Source organism: Rhizobium sp. SVR5-9E (assembly GCF_056755095.1).
The window spans coordinates 1-17,646 of the sequence record NZ_JBNDHS010000026.1; the positions used below are offsets into that span (position 1 = coordinate 1).

A 17,646-nucleotide genomic window follows, 5' to 3' on the forward strand; every position below is an offset into this window, starting at 1 on the left:
GACTTCGCTATATCGGCAATCGTAGCGCACGAGCTGTTCCACGGTGCCTACAAGAGCCTGCGGACAAGCGAAAATCTTGCGCGTATCGACGCATTGCAATTCCAAATTCTCGAATTCGATCAAGACGACGCCCGGAAGGCCGGCGAGATCCGCGCTATGCTCGACGCCGCCGGAACGCCGATCGGTCCTTATGATGTGTTGATTGCAGGCCAGGCCGTATCACGAGACCTGACGCTTATCACGCATAATTTCAAGGAGTTCGGGCGTATTGCCGGGCTACGGATCGAGGATTGGGAAAAATAGCGGCATCAGAGATGCCGCGTTTCAGCCGGCGGACGATCAAAGCGATCGTCGCGGCCGTCGAAATAGCCGACAGGAAAGGAGGCGAGCTCCTCGTCGGTGGCATCGTCGAGGCAGCTGACGCTGATCGCATAGAACTTGCCAGGATTTTCGCCCCAATTGAAGGAGCTGATTCCGCAATTCTTGCAGAACAGATGATGCAATCTGTGTGAGCCGAACTGATATTCGCTGATGCTGTCTTCGCCCGAGATCAGGCGGAAATCGGCCAGCGTGGCAACTGCCAGCCAATTGCGTTTCTTCTTGCAGATCGAGCAGTTGCATTTGAACGTGCCCCCCTGCAGATCAAGATCGGCCTCGTAGCTGACAGCGCCGCAATGGCAGCTTCCATGATAGGTTCTCTTCATCATTTCCTCCCTTTGGCGGCGGCTTCCGCATAGGCGGTGGCCTTATCGAGCGCCTCGCTCCAGCCTTCCGACTGCAATTTGAACTCGGTGTCGTTCGGCAGCTCGCGCTTGCGGAAGATGAGGCGCGTACCCTCGCCTTTTTCCTCCAGCTCGACGGTTACCTGCATCTCGTGCTCGGGCTGGCCGGCATCATTTTCCCAGGCGAAGGTGAAGACGAGGCGTTCCGGTGGGCTGATCTCGATGTAACGGCCCTGGCTCCAATATTCCTTGCCATCCGGCCCGAGAATGCAGTGACGCCAGGCGCCGCCTTCGCGCAGATCGACCGAAACCGAGGGTGCCGAACAATTGTGCGGGCCCCACCATTGCAGCAGATGCTCCGGCTCGGTCCAAAGGCTGAATACCAGTTCGCGCGGGGCGTCGATCTCGCGGGTAAGCAGGATCTCCCGGCTGCGGCCGGAGAGGCGGATTTCATTTGCGGTGTTCATCGTCATTCCTCCTCTGCTTGACGGTGGCGGCGTAGGCTTCGAGTTTGTCGAGGCTTTCGCTCCAGAACCGGCGGTAGGTTTCCAGCCAGTCGTCCACACCGCGAAGTGGCCCGGTTTCCAGTCTGCAGGGTCGCCACTGGGCTTCCCTTCCCTTCGCAACAAGGCCAGCTTTTTCGAGCACCTTCAGATGCTTCGATACGGCAACGAGCGACATGTCGAAGGGTTCGGCGAGTTCCGACACCGAGGCCTCGCCGAGCGCCAGCCGCGCAAGGATCGCCCGGCGCGTGGGATCCGCAAGGGCTGAAAACGTCATGCTCAGTCGATCGGCAGGCATAATAAACTCATCTGTTAATTAACTTTTGAGTTAAGTAATGCGGATGAACACGCGTGTCAAGCCCAGTTGCGCTTAACCGATACGCTTCGAGAGGCTGCGTGCGGTGCAGGCTGCCGCAAAGGCAAAAGCCAGCATGGCGAGCGTGAAGAAGACGACGGCAGACCAGCCTTCGATCGCAAAGAACCAGCCGCCAGCCGAACCAGCAACGCTGGAGCCGATGTAATAGGCCAGCAGATAGAGCGAGGAGGCATGCCCCTTGGTGCCGCGGGCAAGCCGACCGACCAGCGCGCTGGCGGCTGAATGCGCCATGAAGAAGCCAACCGTCAGAAACACGATGCCAAGAACAATCAGCGGCAGCGGTGCAAGAAGCGTAACCGCGACGCCGATCGCGGCGCAGAGGATGCCGGCGAGCAACACGACGAAATGACCGAACCTGTCGCCCAGCAGGCCCGCCGCCCAGGAGGCCGCGATACCGAAGAGGTAGACGGTGAAGATCAGGCCCAGCTCGGTCTGGTTCAGGCTGTAGGGCGGCTGCACGAGGCGGAAACCGGCATAGTTATAGATCGTCACGAAGGCGCCCATGACCAGGAAGCCGATGGCGAAGAGGAAGGGCAGCGCCGGGCTGCGGATATGACCGATCCAGGCCATCAGGTGGAAATGCGCGTTGAAGCCCTTGCGCGGCTTGAAATTGCGGGAGGCGGGCAGCAGCAGCCGGAAGCCGATAGCGGCGGCAAGGCCGAGCAGGCCGATGACGGCAAGCGCCGGGCGCCAGGAGAAATATTCGGCGAGCGTGCCGGTGACGACGCGCCCCGCCATGCCGCCGAAGGCATTGCCGGCGATATAGAGGCCCATCGAAGCGCCGAGGCCGCGCGGTTCGACCTCTTCCGAGAGATAGGCCATGGCGACGGCCGGCACACCGCCGAGCAGGAAGCCCTGCAGTGCGCGGATGGCGAGCAGCATATGCCAGTCCGGAACGATGGCGCAGGCGATCGTACAGAGCGCCGAGCCAAGCAGCGAGACGAACATCATGCTGCGGCGTCCGACGCCTTCGGAGATGGCCGCCGCACAGAAGATCGCGACGGCGAGGAAGCCGGTCGCAAGCGACAGCGACAGCGAGCTTGCCGCCGGGCTGACTCCGAAATCCTCGGCGAAGATCGGCATCAGCGGCTGAACGCAATAGAGCAGCGAGAAGGTGGCGAAGCCGGAGAGGAAAAGCGCCAGGCTGGCCCGGCGATAGGCCGGCGTGCCTCGAACGAGGAACTGGCTGGCCTGCGCCTCGTCGCTCTCGGTCGCGACATGGAGCGGCGGGCGGGCAGGCTGTGCGGCTTCTGGGGGTATGTCGGACATCTTCGTGGAGGTAATGCGGGGCATAGGAGAACCAACCTTTCGCCCTGCTATCTAGCCAGCGACGCATCATTTGTCCAATATATGGCACCGGCAATCGCAATAGCTTTTGGAGATACCATGGAACTGCGCCATATCCGCTATTTCCTCGCCGTCGCCGAAGAGGGCAATTTCACCCGGGCGGCAGCCAGGCTCGGCATCGGTCAGCCGCCGCTCAGCCAGCAAATCCGCGACCTCGAGGAGGAAATCGGCGCGCAGCTCTTCCACCGCGTGCCGCACGGGGCGGAGCTGACGGCGGCGGGTAGCGCCTTCCTCCCGGAAGCGCGCGACGCGGTCGCGGCTGCCGAAAAGGCGAAACTTGCAGCGCAGCGGGCGATGCGCGGCGAGACCGGCCGGCTGCTTCTCGGCTTTACGGCCTCCTCCGCCTTCAATCCCGCCGTCAGCGGCGTGATCCGCCGGTTTCGCGGCCGATGGCCGGATATCGGGCTCTCGCTCACCGAAATGAACAGCAATGGCCTGATGGAAAAGCTGATGCGCGAGGAGATAGACGCCGCTTTCATCCGCCCCGGACTGGAGGACCCCAAGGATGTGCGGCTGAAGCGGCTGGCGGACGAACCGATGCTCGTTGCCCTACCCGCACATCATGCGCTCGCGCGCCACGCAGAGGTACCGCTCTCGGCACTTGCGGGCGAGCCCTTCATCCTCTTTCCGCGCACCGTCGGTCTCAGCCTCTATGACGATATCGTGCGCGCCTGCCGGGATGCTGGCTTCGAGCTCGTCGTGACACAGGAGGCGCCGCAGATCCCTTCCGTCGTCAACCTCGTGGCAGCCGATCTCGGCGTTTCGATCGTGCCTGCCTCGATCGCCCAGATCAAGCTCGACGGCGTCGCCTACCGGCCGATCGAGGGGCCGTCGCTCGTCGCGAGACTAGGGCTCGCGGTGCTGAAGGCGCAGCGCTCACCCGTGACGGAAAACCTCATGAGTCTGCTCTAACCTGCCGGATCCCAATACGGCGGATCGCCGAAAGCCTTTTTCAGGTGATCAGCGATGGCGCGGAGCTTGGCGGAGGGATTGCGACCTTCGGGATGTGCCATGTAGATGAATTCGGCTTCCGGCTTGTAGCCGACATCGATTTCGACGAGCTTGCCTTCGCGGATCGCCGGACCGGCAATGAAGGCAGGCAGCAGCGCAATCCCGAGTCCGGCGATTGCCGCATCGCGCAGCATATCGCCGTTGTTCATGCCCATGGCCAGCCTGGCACGCACGATGGTCGCGCCCTCCGCAGTCTGGAAGCGCCAATCGGCGATACCGCGGTTGGTGTAGAACAGGCCCTGGTGGTCATCGAGATCGGTCAGCGTCGCCGGCGTCCCGTAGCGGTCGAGATAGTCGGGCGAGGCCGTCAGAAGACGGCGGCTGCGCGTAAGCTTCCAGGCAACGAGACGTGAGTCAGCGATTGGACCATTTCGGATGACGGCGTCATAGCCTTCCGAAGACGCATCCACTCGCCGGTCGTCTATATCGAGCGTCAGCGCGATTTCGGGATGCTTCGCCAGAAATGGATAAAGCGCCGGCCCGAGATGCATGCGGCCGAACGTGACAGGGGCAGCGATGCGCAAGGGGCCGGCGAGCGTGCCGCGCCGTTCGGCCATATCGGCCGTCGCTTCATCGATCTCGCGGACGATGCGCAGTGCGCGTTCGAGGAAGGCCGTGCCGTCCTCCGTCAGCGTCAGCTTACGCGTTGTGCGGTGGAGCAGCGTTCCGCCAAGAGTTCTTTCCAGTTCCGCCAGCCTTTCGCTAACGACGGACTTCGATAGCCGCAGACGCCTTGCCGCCTCGCTGACGGACCCTGATTCCACCACGGCGACGAAAGCAGCTACCCCTTCGATCCTTATCATCGTTCGGTGTTTCCGAATTCGAGTTCCACTATATGGAGACTAATCCGAACGGCGGGAAAATGCCATCTTCCGAGCATCGAATGGGACTGCAGACGCCAGCCCATCCTCAAATCAGGAGATGGAACCATGAACCGCTTGAGTAACAAAGTCGCAATCGTCACCGGCGCAAGCTCCGGCATCGGGCGCTCGACAGCAAAGCTTTTCGCCGCCGAAGGCGCCAAGGTCGTCGTTGGCGCTCGCCGTCAGGCGGAACTCGACAGCCTTGTTGCAGAAATCAAGGCAGGCGGCGGCGAAGCCGTTGCAGTCGCCGGCGACGTTCGCTCGGAAGACTATCACAAGACGCTCGTTGCTGCCGCCGTCCAAAACTACGGCAAACTCGACATCGCCTTCAACAATGCCGGTGTCATCGGCGAAGCCGGCCCGAGCACCGAAGTTTCCGAAGCAGGCTTCAGCGAGGCGCTGACGATCAATCTGACCGCCTCCTTCCTAGCCGCCAAACACCAGATTGCCGAAATGGCGAAACATGGCGGCGGTTCGGTGATCTTTACCTCCACCTTCGTCGGCTACAGCTTCGCCTTCCCGGGAGTCGCCGCCTATGCCGCCAGCAAATCCGGCCTCATCGGCCTGACGCAGGCGCTTGCCGCCGAATTCGGCCAGCAGAATGTCCGTGTCAACGCCATCCTGCCCGGTGCGGTCGATACCGATATGTACCGCGAGATGAACGACACGCCGGACAAGCAGGGGTTCATCACCAATCTGCACGCGCTGAAGCGTGTCGCCACACCGGAGGAGATTGCCCGCTCGGTTCTCTACCTCGCTTCCGACGATTCGAGCTTCGTGACAGGCACAGCTTCGCTGCTCGACGGCGGCGCTTCGATCACCCGCACCTGAAGTCTTCGTAAATCGAATGAAAAGGCCGCGGTCCGCGGCCTTTTCGCCTTCGATCAACGTGCGGACGGTTGCCTCGAAGGTCGTCTTCCCCTTGCGCGGACCGGGATTCTGCATGCCAATATGAGGATCCGCTGACCGGCAAACCCTTCGAATGGGCGTTGTGGCGAGGCAAGGAGGTCGTGCCGATCGAGATGCGGCGGCATCACGTGCCGGCCAAGGTCCGCGCCTTCATCGACTTCTGTGTCGAAATCATCGGATAGATGTCGCAGGCGAGACTTGTTTCTCGCCTCCATCCCGCCTACCACCCGGAGACACTGCCTTCCTCTTCTTCCGGCAATCTCGCCCGCGGGTGAACCATGCTTCTCGGTATTCTTTGCGGCCTCGCCACATGCGCCTTGTGGGGGCTGACGTTCGTCGTGCCGCGCGCCATCGCACCTTTCAACACGATGGACCTGACAATCGCGCGCTACGGCCTCTTTGCGCTCGCGAGCATCGTGCTGATGGTCAGTCCGCGGTTCCGGCCGAAGAACATCGAGCCACGCATGGCAATCACTGCGCTACTCCTCGGCGGCATTGGTTATGTCGGCTATTTCGTCAGCATTGCCTATGCCGTGCGGCTTGCCGGCGCCGCCATTCCGCCGCTCGTCATCGGCACCATGCCGGTGCTCCTTGCAATCATTGCAAATTTTCGTGACCACTCCGTTGCCTGGCGGCTGCTCGCCTTGCCGCTGATGTTGATCGCCGCCGGCATCGGCTGGGTGAATGTCTCGATCTTTTCCTCCGCGCCTTCCGGCGATCAGGCGGCGATCGTCCTCGGTATCGGCTCCGCGCTGATAGGCCTTGCACTATGGGTCGCTTATGGGCTTGCGAGTACAGCGGCGATGCAATCGCCGAATCCGCCGGATATTCTGCAATGGACCGGCCTTCAGGGCATCGGCGCGGGGATCGGCAGCCTCATCTTGATCCCTTTCACATCGATCGGCACGGATATCGCCTTCACCGGTGCAGAATTGCTTCGTTTCATCCTCTGGTCGCTGATCATGGGCCTCGCTGGCGCCTGGCTCGCCACGCTTCTTTGGATGATCGCCTCGAAGCGCCTGCCGCTTGCGCTTGCAGCGCAGCTGATCGTGGCCGAAACCGTCTTCGGACTGATCTTCGGTTTCCTCTTCGAGCAGCGCCTGCCGACGATCGCCGAAGCGGGCGGCTCCATCCTTCAGCTTGCGGGCGTCGGGCTTGCCATCGCGATCTTCACGCCCGGCGGCCGCAAGGCTTAGGCGTTAAGCCCGGCCTCTTCCGCGAATAGCCGGCATGCCGGGCGATTGCATGTTATCCGCCAAAGGCTTAGGGTCGACGGCGGTCAACAGGGCAACGGGTAGAAGGCCATGGTTCTCAGCGGCAAACGCATCCTGCTTATCATTTCGGGCGGCATCGCGGCCTACAAGAGCCTCGATCTCATCCGGCGCCTGCGGGAGCGGGGCGCTTCCGTGCGTCCGGTGATGACGAAAGGTGCGCAGGAGTTCGTGACGCCGCTCGCCGTCGGCGCCCTTGCGGCCGACCACGTCTTCACCGATCTCTTTTCACGGCAGGACGAACAGGATGTCGGCCATATCCGCCTTGCGCGCGACTGCGACCTCGTTCTGATCGCGCCGGCGACGGCCGATCTGCTGGCGAAAATGGCAAACGGCCTCGCCGACGATCTGGCCTCGACGATATTGCTTGCGACCGACAAGACCGTTCTCGTGGCCCCCGCCATGAACCCGAAGATGTGGTCGCATGCGGCGACGAAACGCAATTCCGAGACTTTGAGAGGCGACGGCGTCCATTTCATCGGCCCGATGGCGGGCGAGATGGCGGAAAGCAGAGAAGCTGGTCTTGGGCGCATGGCCGAACCGCTGGAGATCGTCGCGGCAGCCGAGGCGCTTTTCGACGGCGGGCCGAAGCCGCTTGCAGGGCGGAAGGCCGTCGTCACCTCGGGGCCGACGCATGAGCCGATCGACCCTGTGCGTTACATCGCCAACCGCTCTTCCGGCAGACAGGGTCACGCAATCGCCGCAGCACTCGCCAAACTCGGCGCGGAGGTGACGCTCGTTTCCGGCCCTGTGACGATTGCCGACCCGGTTGGCGTCAGGATGATCCATGTCGAGCGGGCCGAGGAAATGCGCGACGCCGTGCTTGCTGCCCTGCCCGCCGATATCGCTGTCATGGTCGCAGCCGTCGCCGACTGGCGCGTCGCCTCCGCATCCGACCAGAAGATCAAGAAGCATCCGGGCGAATCCATTCCCACGCTGGCGCTGACCGAAAACCCGGACATCCTGAAGACCGTCGGTCACCACACGATGCGGCCGAAGCTGGTGATCGGCTTTGCCGCCGAGACACAGGACGTCGAAAGCAACGCCAGGGCCAAGCTCGAGCGCAAGGGCGCCGATCTCATCGTTGCCAACGACGTGTCGCCGGCCACAGGCATCATGGGCGGCACGCGCAATAGCGTGAAGCTGATTAGCCAAAGCGGCGTCGAGCAATGGCCCGATCTCGCCAAGGAAGAGGTTGCGGAAAAGCTGGCGAGACTGATCGCCGAACGCATCAAGCAGGGATAGCCAGATCCGGCGTCGCGCTGAGGCGCCTTTCCGGCCGAAAGGGCGCAATCTCGATTCCCATTTCGCTCACCGTAACGGCGCTGCCATCGGGTATTTCGGTCCAGGCATCGACGTCGTCGTTCAGCGGTTCCGAGACAAGACAATAGCCTTTGCCCATCGGCGAGGCATAAAGCGTCGGGGCCTTGCGATCAGTCGCATAGCGAATGCCGAAGAGTGACCGCCCGTCCGAGAGGGCTGCGGTGAAACGCAGATGAACACTGCCCAGAATGCTATCCGCAAGTCCCTCGACGAAGCTCACCATTTCGGCCATCGCGGCAAGGGGCGCGCGGCGCAGACCGAACTGCAGCGCGAGCAGGAACATCAGCTCGGAATCGGTCGTGCCGCTCCGGGCGTTGAAGAGCGCGTCATCCAGCATCGCCTCCATCGGGCGGCGCAGGCGCTCGAAGCCGCCGATCTGGCCGTTGTGCATGAAAGACCAGTTTTCATGCGTGAAGGGATGGCAATTGTCGCGCCGGGTGCCGCCGCCGGTGGCCGCCCGCACGTGGGCAAGAAAGAGCGGCGAGCGGATCTGCCGCGCGAGGCTCTTCAGATTGCAATCCGACCAGGCCGGAAGGATGTCGCGGTAGCGGCCCGGTTCCGGCCGGTCGCCATACCAGGCGATGCCGAAGCCATCGCCGTTCGTTGCGGTCTTGGCGCGAGTGGCGCAGTGGGATTGTTCGATGAGGGAATGCGCGGGCGAGGACACCAGCTCCTCCAGATAGAGGGGGTCTCCACGATAGGCTGCCCAGCGACACATGCTCTCTTGCTCCGAACCCCGCCCTTGCCCGGCAGGACTGCTTGGAATTGCCTGCTCGATTGTCGAGCGCGATGGTGAATAAAAACTTAATGATTGCAGGTTTTGCAATGGATTCGTGGGAATTGGCGAGGCCTCCGACGATCACTTTCGGCGATCAGGCATCTTCTTTTGTGAACACTGAGTTCTGTCCGCCACGGGTTTCGCGCCGTTCAGCACTACCGATATAGTCGCCAGCAAGTTGAACCCACATAAGAGGATTCCATGTCGATCCGTCCCGTCAAACACGAAAGCACAGCCGTCCCCACGATGGAAGGCGCAGGCGTGAAGCTGCACCGCGTCTTTGGTTTCGGCGATCCGTCGATGACCGATCCCTTCCTGATGATGGATGATTTCCGCAACGACAATCCGGCCGAATACATCCGCGGCTTTCCATGGCACCCGCATCGCGGGATCGAGACGATTACCTACGTGCTCGCCGGAACCGTCGAGCATGGCGATAGTCTCGGCAATCGCGGCCTTCTCGGCGCGGGCGACATCCAGTGGATGACGGCCGGCAGCGGCATCATGCATCAGGAAATGCCGAAGGGCGATTTCGCGGGCCGCATGCACGGCTTCCAGCTTTGGGCCAATCTGCCCTCTTCCCTCAAGATGACCGCACCGCGCTATCAGGACGTCAAATCCTCCGACATCCCGGTCGTCGTCGATGACGACGGCACCGCCGTCCGTGTTATCTGCGGCAATTTCTGGGGCAAGGGCGGTCCCGTGGACGGGGTCGCCGCCGAGCCGATCTATCTGGACGTTTCAGTACCTCCGGGTAAGAAGAAGCGCTTGCCGGTCGATACCTACCGCAATGCCTTCGCCTATATCTTTGCCGGCTCAGGGACGTTCCGCGACGCCTCGAAACCCTTCGGCGTCCGGGTCGAGAAGGAAGTGAACGGCGAAGAGATCAACATTCGCGACATGTCCGGCAACCGCACGCTCGTCGTCTTCGACAGCGGCGATGAAGTGACCGTCCAGGCGGGCGACGAGGGAATCCGCTTCCTACTCGTCTCCGGAAAACCAATCGAAGAGCCGGTCGCCTGGCACGGTCCTATCGTGATGAATTCGCGCGAGGAAATCATGCAGGCCATGCGCGAACTGCAGAACGGAACCTTCATCAAGGCGGGACATTAAGACGATTTGTCTTGCATCGCCGAAATTTTTACCTACCTTCCAACTATCGACAACAGAACGAAAGGAAGGTGATCCAATGTCTAATGAGATTTCGGACCTCGCAACGGGCATGGGAGAGGTGAAGAAGGCGAGGCAGCCCTCGCTTTAATCCCGCCTTCCTGGGGCCGCCTTTGCGGTCCAGGCCAGTTAGAGGCCAAACTCATGGAAAGGGTCGCTGACGCGGCCCTTTTTTATTGCTGAAATTTTCTTTGACTGACGCCGAGTTCTGCCATATTCATCAAGTCATCTGATGACTTGATGAATGGCCATGCAACCTCTCAACAAAACAAATCTCGCGGATACGGCAATCGAAGCGATCCGTGGCGAGATTCTCGCAAGGCGGTGGAACGTCGGCGACAAGCTGCCGAATGAAGCGGCTCTTTCCGCCGCGCTGTCGGTCAGCCGGGGCACGATCCGTGAGGCCGTGCGCGTGCTTGTCTCGCAGGGCCTGCTCGAAACACGGCAAGGATCCGGGACCTATGTGGTCTCGACAACGGATGCGAGCCGGGCATTGACGATGGCCCGGCGGGCGAGTCTGCGCGATCAATTCCAGGCGCGTTGTGCTTTGGACGTCGAGGCAGCCCGCCTCGCCTCGCTGCGCCAGACGCCGGAAATTATTGCTGCCTTGCGCGACCTCCTCGCAAAGCGAGGCAATTACGAAGGTGGCGATAAAGCGGCTTTCGTCGAGCGCGATCTTGCCTTTCACCGGGCGATCATCGCGGCGTCTGGCAATCGGGCGATGATCGAGATCTACGAATTCTTTTCGGCTTCCATCGCCGAAACGATCGAAGCGACACTCGGCCAGGATATCCCCGAGCCCGACATGAAAGCGCATGCCGATATCATCAACGCTATCGAAACGGGGCAGCCCGCGAAAGCGGATGCCGCCGTGCGACGGTTCATGGCTCCTGTGATTGCCGCCCTTGAAAGAATGATCCTGTCATGAACACCTCCATTTCCGAAAGTGCCCCGGCTCTCGATGCCATCGACGAGCAGTTGATCGATGCCGAGGCGGATAGCGTTCCCGCACCGCAAGCGCCGGCACAGCCGACAGCGGCAAGCCGCGTTATTCTCGGCGTCAGCCTGGTGCTCATCGCCTTCAACCTCCGCCCCATCTTTTCCAGCGCCTCGGCGCTGTTGCCGGAAATTCGCGCGGGACTCGGTCTTTCGGCTCTTGGCGCAAGCCTGCTGACCACACTTCCTGTTGTTTGCCTGGGCGCCTTCTCCCCGCTTGCGCCAAAACTGGCGCAGCGCATCGGCACCGAACGAACGCTGCTCGGCGTGCTCTTGCTGCTGGCGCTCGGAACGGCCTTGCGCGGGCTGTCCTCCATCCCGCTTCTCTTTTTCGGAACCGCGCTTGCGGGCGCCTGTATCGCAATCGGCAACGTCCTGCTTCCGGGCTTGGTCAAGCGCGATTTCGCCGATCGCGCGGCGCTGATGACCGGTTGTTACACAATGGCGCTTTGTGCCGGCGCCGCAAGTGCCGCCGGCTTCAGCCTGCCGATCGAGCACGCGCTAGGCGGCTCGCTGGAAGGGGCTCTTGCTGCCTGGGCGTTGCCCGCGTTCATCGTCGCCTTCCTCTGGCTCCCGCAGGTTCTTGGAATTCCGGCTCAAGCGCGGCGAAGCGGCTTCCGGGTCGAGGGCCTTTGGCGGGACCGGCTTGCCTGGCAGGTCACTCTTTTCATGGGCCTCCAATCGGCGCTGGCTTACTGCGTCTTCGGCTGGCTCGTGCCGATCCTGCGCGAGCGCGGGCTTGATGGCGTAACGGCCGGCGCCATCGTTTCCGTATCCGTCATGGTGCAGGCGACGGCCTGCCTCGTCGCGCCGCAGATCGCCGTGCGCGGCAAGGATCAGCGGCTAATCAACGCTTCGCTATGCATCATTGCGGTGGTTGCCCTGCTCGGCCTGCTCTTTGCGCCGCTTTCGACCGTCTGGCTCTGGGCGGTGCTGCAGGGGATAGGGCAAGGCGGCCTGATCGCGGTGGCGATGACGGTGATCGTGTTGCGCTCACGCGATCCCCATGTCGCGGCGCATCTCTCCGGCATGGCACAGTGCGTCGGCTATCTGCTGGCCGCCGTCGGCCCGCTGATCGTCGGCCTCATTCGCGGCGCCACAGGCGGTTTCGCCTGGAGCGCCGTGCTCTTCGTGCTGCTCGGACTGGGAGCCGCAATCAACGGCTGGAACGCCGGACGTGCGCTTCATGTCGAGGCCCGGACGATCGAGAAGCCGTAAGCGCGCGGTCCTCACGTCTGCATCACCATCTCTTGATGTCTCTGCAAGGCAGCGGATGCTACGCTATCTCCGGTCGCGCAATTGCCCGGGAGTAAACGAGTGTATCTACGATCTGCAATCCTGTTCGCCCTGCTGACCGTTGCCATACCGGCTGCCTCGAATGCCCAAGAGCGGCCGGGGGTGCTGAAACTGCTGCCGTCCGATTCCGTCACGCAGCATGAGGCCAATATCGGCGGCCGCAGCCTGGCCTATACCGCGACAGCTGGAACGCTTGATATCTTTGGTCAGGATGGCACCCAGACCGGGGCTATATTCTACACCGCCTATGTCGCCAAAAACGGTGCCGCCAACAGGCCGATCACCTTCGCCTTCAACGGTGGCCCAGGTGCTGCCTCGGCATTCCTGCATCTTGGAGTCGTCGGCCCGCGCGTACTGGACTTTGGTCCGCAGGGCCGGGACGGCGCAGATGCCAAACTGGTCGACAACCCGCAAAGCTGGCTGGATTTCACCGATCTCGTGCTGATCGATCCGATCGGCACGGGATGGAGCCGCACGGCAAAGGCCGACGACGCTTCGAATTACTACAACGTCAACGCCGATGCGCAGAGCATTGCCAAGGCGATTGCGCTTTACGTGGCGCATAACAACCGCTCGGACTCTCCAAAGTATCTTCTCGGCGAAAGCTACGGCGGCTTCCGTGCGGCAAAGGTCGCCGCCACCCTGAAGGAGAGCCAGGGCATCATCGTCACCGGTGCTGTCATGCTCTCGCCGTTGCTCGAAGGGCGGCTGATGTTCGATGCCGATCAGTTTGCGTTGGGAGCTGCTCTCGAACTCCCCTCGCTCGTTGCCGCAGAAGCCGAACGGCGCAAAACCTTCAGCGAAAAGACCCAGCAGGAGGCCGAAAAATTTGCCCTCGGCGAATATCTGACGACATTGGCTGGGCCTGCCCCGAAGGGAGATGCCGCCAAAGCCTTCTATGGCAAGGTCTCAACGATGACCGGCATTCCCGCGGATATCGTTACCCGAACTCGCGGCTTCCTCGGCAATGCCTTTGCCAAAAACTCCGCCAGGCAGCAGGGCGAGGTGATGAGCCCCTACGACGCGTCGTTCGCCACGCCCGATGCCTACCCGGAATCGGACTCTGATCGGGGCGACGATGCCATCCTCGACGGCTTCGCCCGCGCTTATGGCGGCGCGTTTTCCAGCTACGCGCGCAACGAGCTCGGCTTCAAGACCGAGATGACCTATACGTTGCTCGACGGCGATGTCAGCCGGCAGTGGCAATGGGGCGGTGGACACGGCAGCGGCCGCCTGCAGGCGAGCGCAACGGACGACATCCGCGAACTTCTCGCGTCCAATCCGGCATTTCACCTGATGATCGCGCATGGCTATAGCGATCTCGTCACGCCCTACGGCGTCAGCCGCTACGTTGTGGATCACCTGCCGGAAACTCTGACGAGGGGCCGCGTGAGCCTGGACGTCTATCGCGGCGGCCATATGTTCTACACCAATGCCGAGGAGCGTGCCGCTTTCACGGCCGATGCCAAAACTTTCTATGGCCAGCATCAGGCGGCGCAGATGGCGGAATGAGGAAGGCATGCGCGTTACCGGAGGATGCCATTGCGGCGCAATTGCCTATGAGGCCGAAATCGATCCCGAGCGCGTCAGCATCTGCCATTGCACCGACTGCCAGCGGCTGACGGGAACGGCCTATCGCGTCAGCACGGTCGCGCGGCAAGAGGATTTCCGGCTTCTCCGCGGGACGCCCAAAACCTACGTCAAGCGCGGCGATAGCGGGGCGCCGAGCCAGCAGTTCTTCTGCCCCGACTGCGGCTCGCATCTCTATCGCAAGGGAGAAGACAACGCCTTCGTCGGCATCCGTGTCGGCACGATCGACCAGCGGGCCGAACTGCAGCCGCGCAAGCAGATCTGGTGTTGCTCAGCACTGCCCTGGACAGCCAATATCGAAGCCCTGCCGCGCTTCGAGACAGAAAGCTAGGGTTGCCGGAAGGGGGCGCTGACATAGATAGAGCCTCATGTCATACCAGAAGCAGTCTCTCAGCACCTCGAAATCGGATGCGGTTTCAGGGAAGGACTCTATTCTCGCCGCTCTCTCTGACAATCCGCAGAGCTGGGCTCTCTTCCTCGATATCGACGGCACTTTGCTTGACATCGCACAAACGCCGGACGCGATAGCCGTTCCGCCGTCTCTTCCGGCAAATCTCGATGCCTTGTCGAACAAGCTCGGGGGTGCCCTGGCGCTCGTGACTGGCCGCGGGCTTGATTTTGTGGACGGCGCTTTTTCACCGTTTCGTTTTCCGATCGCGGGACTTCATGGTGCCGAGCGCCGCGATCCGAACGGGCATGTTCACAAAATCGAAACGACGGCGGACTTCGAGCGACTGAAGGCAGACCTTGTTGCTGAGACGGCCGGCTGGACGGGCGTCCTGATCGAGGACAAGGGAGCGGCCGTCGCCGCGCATTACCGGCTTGCGCCGGAGAGACATGTTGAACTTGAACCGCTGATGGAGCGGGCGCTCAGCCGAGCAGGACCGAACTGGACCATCCAGCACGGCAAGATGGTGATCGAGATCCGCCCGGCGGCCGCCGACAAAGGCCATGCCATGGAGGCATTTCTGGCGCAACCGGTTTTCGCCGGCAGACGCCCGATCGCGATCGGCGATGATGTGACCGACGAAGCGATGTTTCGCACGGCCAACCGGATCGGCGGTCATTCGATCCGCATCGGGCCGCTTTCGCCTGCCAGCGAAGCGCGCTGGTCCATCCCCTCCTCCCAGGAACTGCGGGCCATTATCGCTGAGTTAGTCTCCTAAGATTTGAGTACCTGACATTTTATTCGCGTTTGAAAGGAATTTGGCATGAGCCGCCTCGTCATTGTGTCCAATCGCGTGCCCGTTCCGGATAAGGGCGGCATTGCGCCCGCCGGAGGGCTGGCGGTCGCGCTGAAAGCGGCTCTCGAAGAGCGTGGCGGCATATGGATGGGCTGGTCGGGAAAATCGAGCGGCGAACATGAGCCGCAGCCACTTGCGCAGCTGCAGCAAGGTAATATCACCTACGCACTTACGGACCTGACCGATACCGATGTGCAGGAATATTACCACGGCTTCGCCAACCGCGTTCTCTGGCCGATCTGCCATTACCGGCTGGATCTTGCCGAGTACGGCCGGAAGGAAATGGCCGGCTATTTTCGCGTCAACCGCTTCTTCGCGCATCGGCTGGCGCCGCTTATCGAGCCTGATGACGTCATCTGGGTGCACGACTACCACCTGATTCCGCTTGCCGCGGAGCTGCGTCAGATGGGCTTGAAGAACCGCATCGGCTTCTTCCTCCATATTCCCTGGCCGCCTGCCGACGTGCTCTTCACGATGCCGGTCCACGAGGAGATCATGCGCGGCCTGTCCCATTACGATCTCGTCGGCTTCCAGACCGATCACGACCTCGAGAACTTCGCCGGCTGTCTGAGGCGTGAAGGCATCGGCGATGATCTCGGCGACGGCCGCTTCAGCTCCCATGGCCGGACCTTCAAGGGCGGAGCCTATGCAATCAGCATCGAGACTGAGGCCTTTGCCGAATTTGCGAGAAAGGCATCGACCAACAGCATGGTCAAGAAGGCGCGGGAAAGCGTCGAAGGCCGCAGCCTGATCATCGGCGTCGATCGCCTCGACTATTCCAAGGGAATTACGCAGCGCATCGATGCCTTCGAGCGTTTCATCCTGACCAATCCGGCACAGCAGGGACGCGTCACCTATCTGCAGATCACTCCGAAATCGCGCTCCGAAGTCCCGGAGTATGAAGCCATGCAGCGTACCGTTGCTGAACAGGCCGGCAGGGTGAACGGAGCCTTGAGCGCCGTCGACTGGGTGCCGATCCGCTACATCAACCGCTCCGTGGGCCGCCATATTCTTGCAGGACTCTACCGGCTCGCCAAAGTCGGGTTGGTGACGCCGCTTCGAGACGGGATGAACCTCGTCGCGAAAGAATATGTGGCGGCGCAGGATCCAAACGATCCGGGCGTGCTGGTGCTTTCGCGTTTCGCCGGTGCGGCGCGCGAGCTAAAGGGAGCGCTGCTGGTCAATCCCTACGACATTGAAGGGGCCGCAAATGCATTGGCGCGGGCACTCAGCATGCCGCTGGAAGAGCGGCTTGAGCGTTGGAAGGTGATGATGGATCATTTGCTGGAGCATGACGTTTCTCGCTGGTGCCGGGACTTTCTGAATGATCTTGCACCACGATCAGTTCAGTCGAGCTGAGCCTCTGAGATCAGCCAGGCTACCAGCCGATCGGTTTCAGCGCTCCGCGATTTCGGCGGCAGAAGCCAGTAGCCGCGGTCCTGCGCTTCAAGTATCGGTCCGGCCGCGACAAGCATGCGGGACGACAGCAGCGAATCCACCAGGCCGAGCCAGCCGATTGCCAGCCCCTGCTCGCCGATCGCCGCCTGCACGACAAGCGAGTAGGTGTTGAAACTAAGCTCTCCGTGCCCTGCGGCCGGATCGCGGCCGATCCCGAGTTCGGCGAGATAGCTCTTCCAATCGAACCAGGGCGACGGCCCGCGCGTATCGAGATGCAGAAGGCGTGCCTTGGCAAGATCGGCGGGGTCGGTTAAAGGGCCGTTTCGATCGAGAAAGCCCTGCGTACAGACCGGGACCACTTTTTCCGGCAGGAGCAGTTGCGTGTCGCCGCCGAACTCGCCCCGCGTCCCGAAGACAACGGCAAAGTCGGCGCCGTCCAGCAGGCCCTCCATCCGCTGTGTCGCAACGATCTGGATATCCATTTCCGGGTAGAGCAGGCGGAAGGCATGCATGCGCGGTATCAGCCACAAAGAGGAGAAGGCATAGTCCGTTCTCAGCCTGATTGCCGGGCGTTCGGATTGGTTGCGGAAGCTGCGCACCAGCGTGTCGATATCACCAACGGTGCGTGAGGCGATGTCGAAAAGCCTCCGTCCTTCGGGTGTCAACTCCACCCCGCGATGTTGCCGCTGCAGGAGATCGACGCCCATCTGCTCTTCCAGGCGACGAATCTGATAGCTGACGGCAGGCTGGGTGAGACCCAGAATTTCGGCGGCGGACGACAGACTGCCGAGCTTGCCGACCGCGGCAAATACGCGAACCCACCCCAGGTCAACCGGCCGCTCTGCCATA

General features: G+C 62.0%; 19 protein-coding genes. 12 read left to right on the top strand and 7 right to left on the bottom strand.

What is annotated here, in order from left to right; all coding sequences use genetic code 11:
• Positions 1-303: PIN domain-containing protein (locus ACPYOJ_RS14305; RefSeq protein ID WP_481416841.1), on the top strand; the 303-nt coding region annotated here is incomplete at its 5' end.
• A 5-nt stretch (positions 304-308) separates the two neighbouring features.
• On the opposite strand, the gene ACPYOJ_RS14310 is transcribed toward ACPYOJ_RS14305, so the two are convergent.
• The 4 genes from ACPYOJ_RS14310 to ACPYOJ_RS14325 form a co-directional block, all read right to left on the bottom strand.
• Positions 309-704 (bottom strand): GFA family protein, encoded by a 396-nt coding sequence (locus tag ACPYOJ_RS14310; protein WP_481416842.1) that lies wholly within the window; start codon positions 702-704, stop codon positions 309-311.
• Positions 704-1,189: an SRPBCC family protein gene (locus ACPYOJ_RS14315; protein WP_481416843.1), complete on the bottom strand. Its 486-nt coding sequence runs from the start codon at positions 1,187-1,189 to the stop codon at positions 704-706. Before ACPYOJ_RS14315 ends, ACPYOJ_RS14310 begins: the two co-directional genes overlap by 1 nt.
• Complete coding sequence (locus ACPYOJ_RS14320) at positions 1,173-1,523, bottom strand: ArsR/SmtB family transcription factor (RefSeq protein WP_481416844.1); 351 nt, start codon at positions 1,521-1,523, stop codon at positions 1,173-1,175. The genes ACPYOJ_RS14315 and ACPYOJ_RS14320 overlap by 17 nt, the downstream gene beginning before the upstream one ends.
• Positions 1,524-1,595: 72 nt before the next feature.
• A complete protein-coding gene (locus tag ACPYOJ_RS14325; RefSeq protein ID WP_481416845.1) occupies positions 1,596-2,894 on the bottom strand; it encodes an MFS transporter in 1,299 nt (432 codons plus the stop codon).
• Positions 2,895-2,987: 93 nt separating this feature from the next.
• On the opposite strand from ACPYOJ_RS14325, the gene ACPYOJ_RS14330 reads away from it, so the two are divergent.
• Positions 2,988-3,860 (top strand): LysR family transcriptional regulator, encoded by an 873-nt coding sequence (locus tag ACPYOJ_RS14330; protein WP_481416846.1) that lies wholly within the window; start codon positions 2,988-2,990, stop codon positions 3,858-3,860.
• On the opposite strand, the gene ACPYOJ_RS14335 is transcribed toward ACPYOJ_RS14330, so the two are convergent.
• Positions 3,857-4,762 carry a LysR family transcriptional regulator gene (locus ACPYOJ_RS14335; protein WP_481416847.1) on the bottom strand — a complete coding sequence of 302 codons (906 nt, stop codon included), beginning with the start codon at positions 4,760-4,762 and terminating at the stop codon, positions 3,857-3,859. The two genes, ACPYOJ_RS14330 and ACPYOJ_RS14335, sit on opposite strands and share 4 nt — an antisense overlap.
• A 126-nt stretch (positions 4,763-4,888) precedes the next feature.
• Here ACPYOJ_RS14335 and ACPYOJ_RS14340 point away from each other — a divergent pair, with 126 nt between their 5' ends.
• The 3 genes from ACPYOJ_RS14340 to coaBC all read left to right on the top strand — a co-directional run bounded on the left by ACPYOJ_RS14340 (position 4,889) and on the right by coaBC (position 8,247).
• On the top strand, positions 4,889-5,653 hold the full coding sequence (locus ACPYOJ_RS14340; RefSeq protein ID WP_481416848.1) for an SDR family oxidoreductase: 765 nt from the start codon (positions 4,889-4,891) through the stop codon (positions 5,651-5,653).
• Between the two features lie 356 nt (positions 5,654-6,009).
• The gene (locus ACPYOJ_RS14345) at positions 6,010-6,927 is read left to right on the top strand and encodes a DMT family transporter (protein WP_481416849.1); all 918 of its coding nucleotides are present in this window, start codon (positions 6,010-6,012) and stop codon (positions 6,925-6,927) included.
• A gap of 108 nt (positions 6,928-7,035) precedes the next feature.
• Positions 7,036-8,247, top strand: coding sequence for a bifunctional phosphopantothenoylcysteine decarboxylase/phosphopantothenate--cysteine ligase CoaBC (coaBC, locus tag ACPYOJ_RS14350; RefSeq protein WP_481416850.1), 1,212 nt, complete (start codon positions 7,036-7,038; stop codon positions 8,245-8,247).
• Here the strand turns inward: coaBC and ACPYOJ_RS14355 are convergent.
• Positions 8,234-9,043 (bottom strand): class II glutamine amidotransferase, encoded by an 810-nt coding sequence (locus tag ACPYOJ_RS14355; protein ID WP_481416851.1) that lies wholly within the window; start codon positions 9,041-9,043, stop codon positions 8,234-8,236. The two genes, coaBC and ACPYOJ_RS14355, sit on opposite strands and share 14 nt — an antisense overlap.
• 261 nt (positions 9,044-9,304) lie before the next feature.
• Between ACPYOJ_RS14355 and ACPYOJ_RS14360 the strand changes: the two genes are divergently transcribed.
• From ACPYOJ_RS14360 to otsA, 7 genes are all read left to right on the top strand, one after another.
• Positions 9,305-10,216 carry a pirin family protein gene (locus tag ACPYOJ_RS14360; RefSeq protein ID WP_168828056.1) on the top strand — a complete coding sequence of 304 codons (912 nt, stop codon included), beginning with the start codon at positions 9,305-9,307 and terminating at the stop codon, positions 10,214-10,216.
• 307 nt (positions 10,217-10,523) lie between these two features.
• Positions 10,524-11,201: a FadR/GntR family transcriptional regulator gene (locus tag ACPYOJ_RS14365; protein ID WP_481416897.1), complete on the top strand. Its 678-nt coding sequence runs from the start codon at positions 10,524-10,526 to the stop codon at positions 11,199-11,201.
• Complete coding sequence (locus ACPYOJ_RS14370) at positions 11,198-12,487, top strand: CynX/NimT family MFS transporter (protein WP_481416852.1); 1,290 nt, start codon at positions 11,198-11,200, stop codon at positions 12,485-12,487. The genes ACPYOJ_RS14365 and ACPYOJ_RS14370 overlap by 4 nt, the downstream gene beginning before the upstream one ends.
• A gap of 99 nt (positions 12,488-12,586) precedes the next feature.
• On the top strand, positions 12,587-14,077 hold the full coding sequence (locus ACPYOJ_RS14375) for a S10 family peptidase (RefSeq protein ID WP_481416853.1): 1,491 nt from the start codon (positions 12,587-12,589) through the stop codon (positions 14,075-14,077).
• A gap of 7 nt (positions 14,078-14,084) precedes the next feature.
• On the top strand, positions 14,085-14,486 hold the full coding sequence (locus ACPYOJ_RS14380) for a GFA family protein (RefSeq protein ID WP_481416854.1): 402 nt from the start codon (positions 14,085-14,087) through the stop codon (positions 14,484-14,486).
• Positions 14,487-14,523: 37 nt separating this feature from the next.
• The gene (otsB, locus tag ACPYOJ_RS14385; RefSeq protein WP_481416855.1) at positions 14,524-15,321 is read left to right on the top strand and encodes a trehalose-phosphatase; all 798 of its coding nucleotides are present in this window, start codon (positions 14,524-14,526) and stop codon (positions 15,319-15,321) included.
• Positions 15,322-15,366: 45 nt separating this feature from the next.
• On the top strand, positions 15,367-16,758 hold the full coding sequence (gene otsA / locus ACPYOJ_RS14390; protein ID WP_481416856.1) for an alpha,alpha-trehalose-phosphate synthase (UDP-forming): 1,392 nt from the start codon (positions 15,367-15,369) through the stop codon (positions 16,756-16,758).
• Here otsA and ACPYOJ_RS14395 read toward each other — a convergent pair.
• Positions 16,746-17,645 carry a choline sulfate utilization transcriptional regulator gene (locus ACPYOJ_RS14395; RefSeq protein WP_481416898.1) on the bottom strand — a complete coding sequence of 300 codons (900 nt, stop codon included), beginning with the start codon at positions 17,643-17,645 and terminating at the stop codon, positions 16,746-16,748. The two genes, otsA and ACPYOJ_RS14395, sit on opposite strands and share 13 nt — an antisense overlap.
• Between the last annotated feature and the right edge of the window lies 1 nt (position 17,646).

Coding starts and splice junctions, on each gene's coding strand:
- ACPYOJ_RS14325 (WP_481416845.1), bottom strand. CDS start 2,894: ATGCCCCGCATTACCTCCACGAAGATGTCCGACATACCCCCAGAAGCC.
- ACPYOJ_RS14355 (WP_481416851.1), bottom strand. CDS start 9,043: ATGTGTCGCTGGGCAGCCTATCGTGGAGACCCCCTCTATCTGGAGGAG.
- otsB (WP_481416855.1), top strand. CDS start 14,524: ATGTCATACCAGAAGCAGTCTCTCAGCACCTCGAAATCGGATGCGGTT.
- ACPYOJ_RS14340 (WP_481416848.1), top strand. CDS start 4,889: ATGAACCGCTTGAGTAACAAAGTCGCAATCGTCACCGGCGCAAGCTCC.
- coaBC (WP_481416850.1), top strand. CDS start 7,036: ATGGTTCTCAGCGGCAAACGCATCCTGCTTATCATTTCGGGCGGCATC.
- ACPYOJ_RS14315 (WP_481416843.1), bottom strand. CDS start 1,189: ATGAACACCGCAAATGAAATCCGCCTCTCCGGCCGCAGCCGGGAGATC.
- ACPYOJ_RS14360 (WP_168828056.1), top strand. CDS start 9,305: ATGTCGATCCGTCCCGTCAAACACGAAAGCACAGCCGTCCCCACGATG.
- ACPYOJ_RS14345 (WP_481416849.1), top strand. CDS start 6,010: ATGCTTCTCGGTATTCTTTGCGGCCTCGCCACATGCGCCTTGTGGGGG.
- ACPYOJ_RS14310 (WP_481416842.1), bottom strand. CDS start 704: ATGAAGAGAACCTATCATGGAAGCTGCCATTGCGGCGCTGTCAGCTAC.
- ACPYOJ_RS14335 (WP_481416847.1), bottom strand. CDS start 4,762: ATGATAAGGATCGAAGGGGTAGCTGCTTTCGTCGCCGTGGTGGAATCA.
- ACPYOJ_RS14320 (WP_481416844.1), bottom strand. CDS start 1,523: ATGCCTGCCGATCGACTGAGCATGACGTTTTCAGCCCTTGCGGATCCC.
- otsA (WP_481416856.1), top strand. CDS start 15,367: ATGAGCCGCCTCGTCATTGTGTCCAATCGCGTGCCCGTTCCGGATAAG.
- ACPYOJ_RS14370 (WP_481416852.1), top strand. CDS start 11,198: ATGAACACCTCCATTTCCGAAAGTGCCCCGGCTCTCGATGCCATCGAC.
- ACPYOJ_RS14330 (WP_481416846.1), top strand. CDS start 2,988: ATGGAACTGCGCCATATCCGCTATTTCCTCGCCGTCGCCGAAGAGGGC.
- ACPYOJ_RS14395 (WP_481416898.1), bottom strand. CDS start 17,645: ATGGCAGAGCGGCCGGTTGACCTGGGGTGGGTTCGCGTATTTGCCGCG.
- ACPYOJ_RS14365 (WP_481416897.1), top strand. CDS start 10,524: ATGCAACCTCTCAACAAAACAAATCTCGCGGATACGGCAATCGAAGCG.
- ACPYOJ_RS14380 (WP_481416854.1), top strand. CDS start 14,085: ATGCGCGTTACCGGAGGATGCCATTGCGGCGCAATTGCCTATGAGGCC.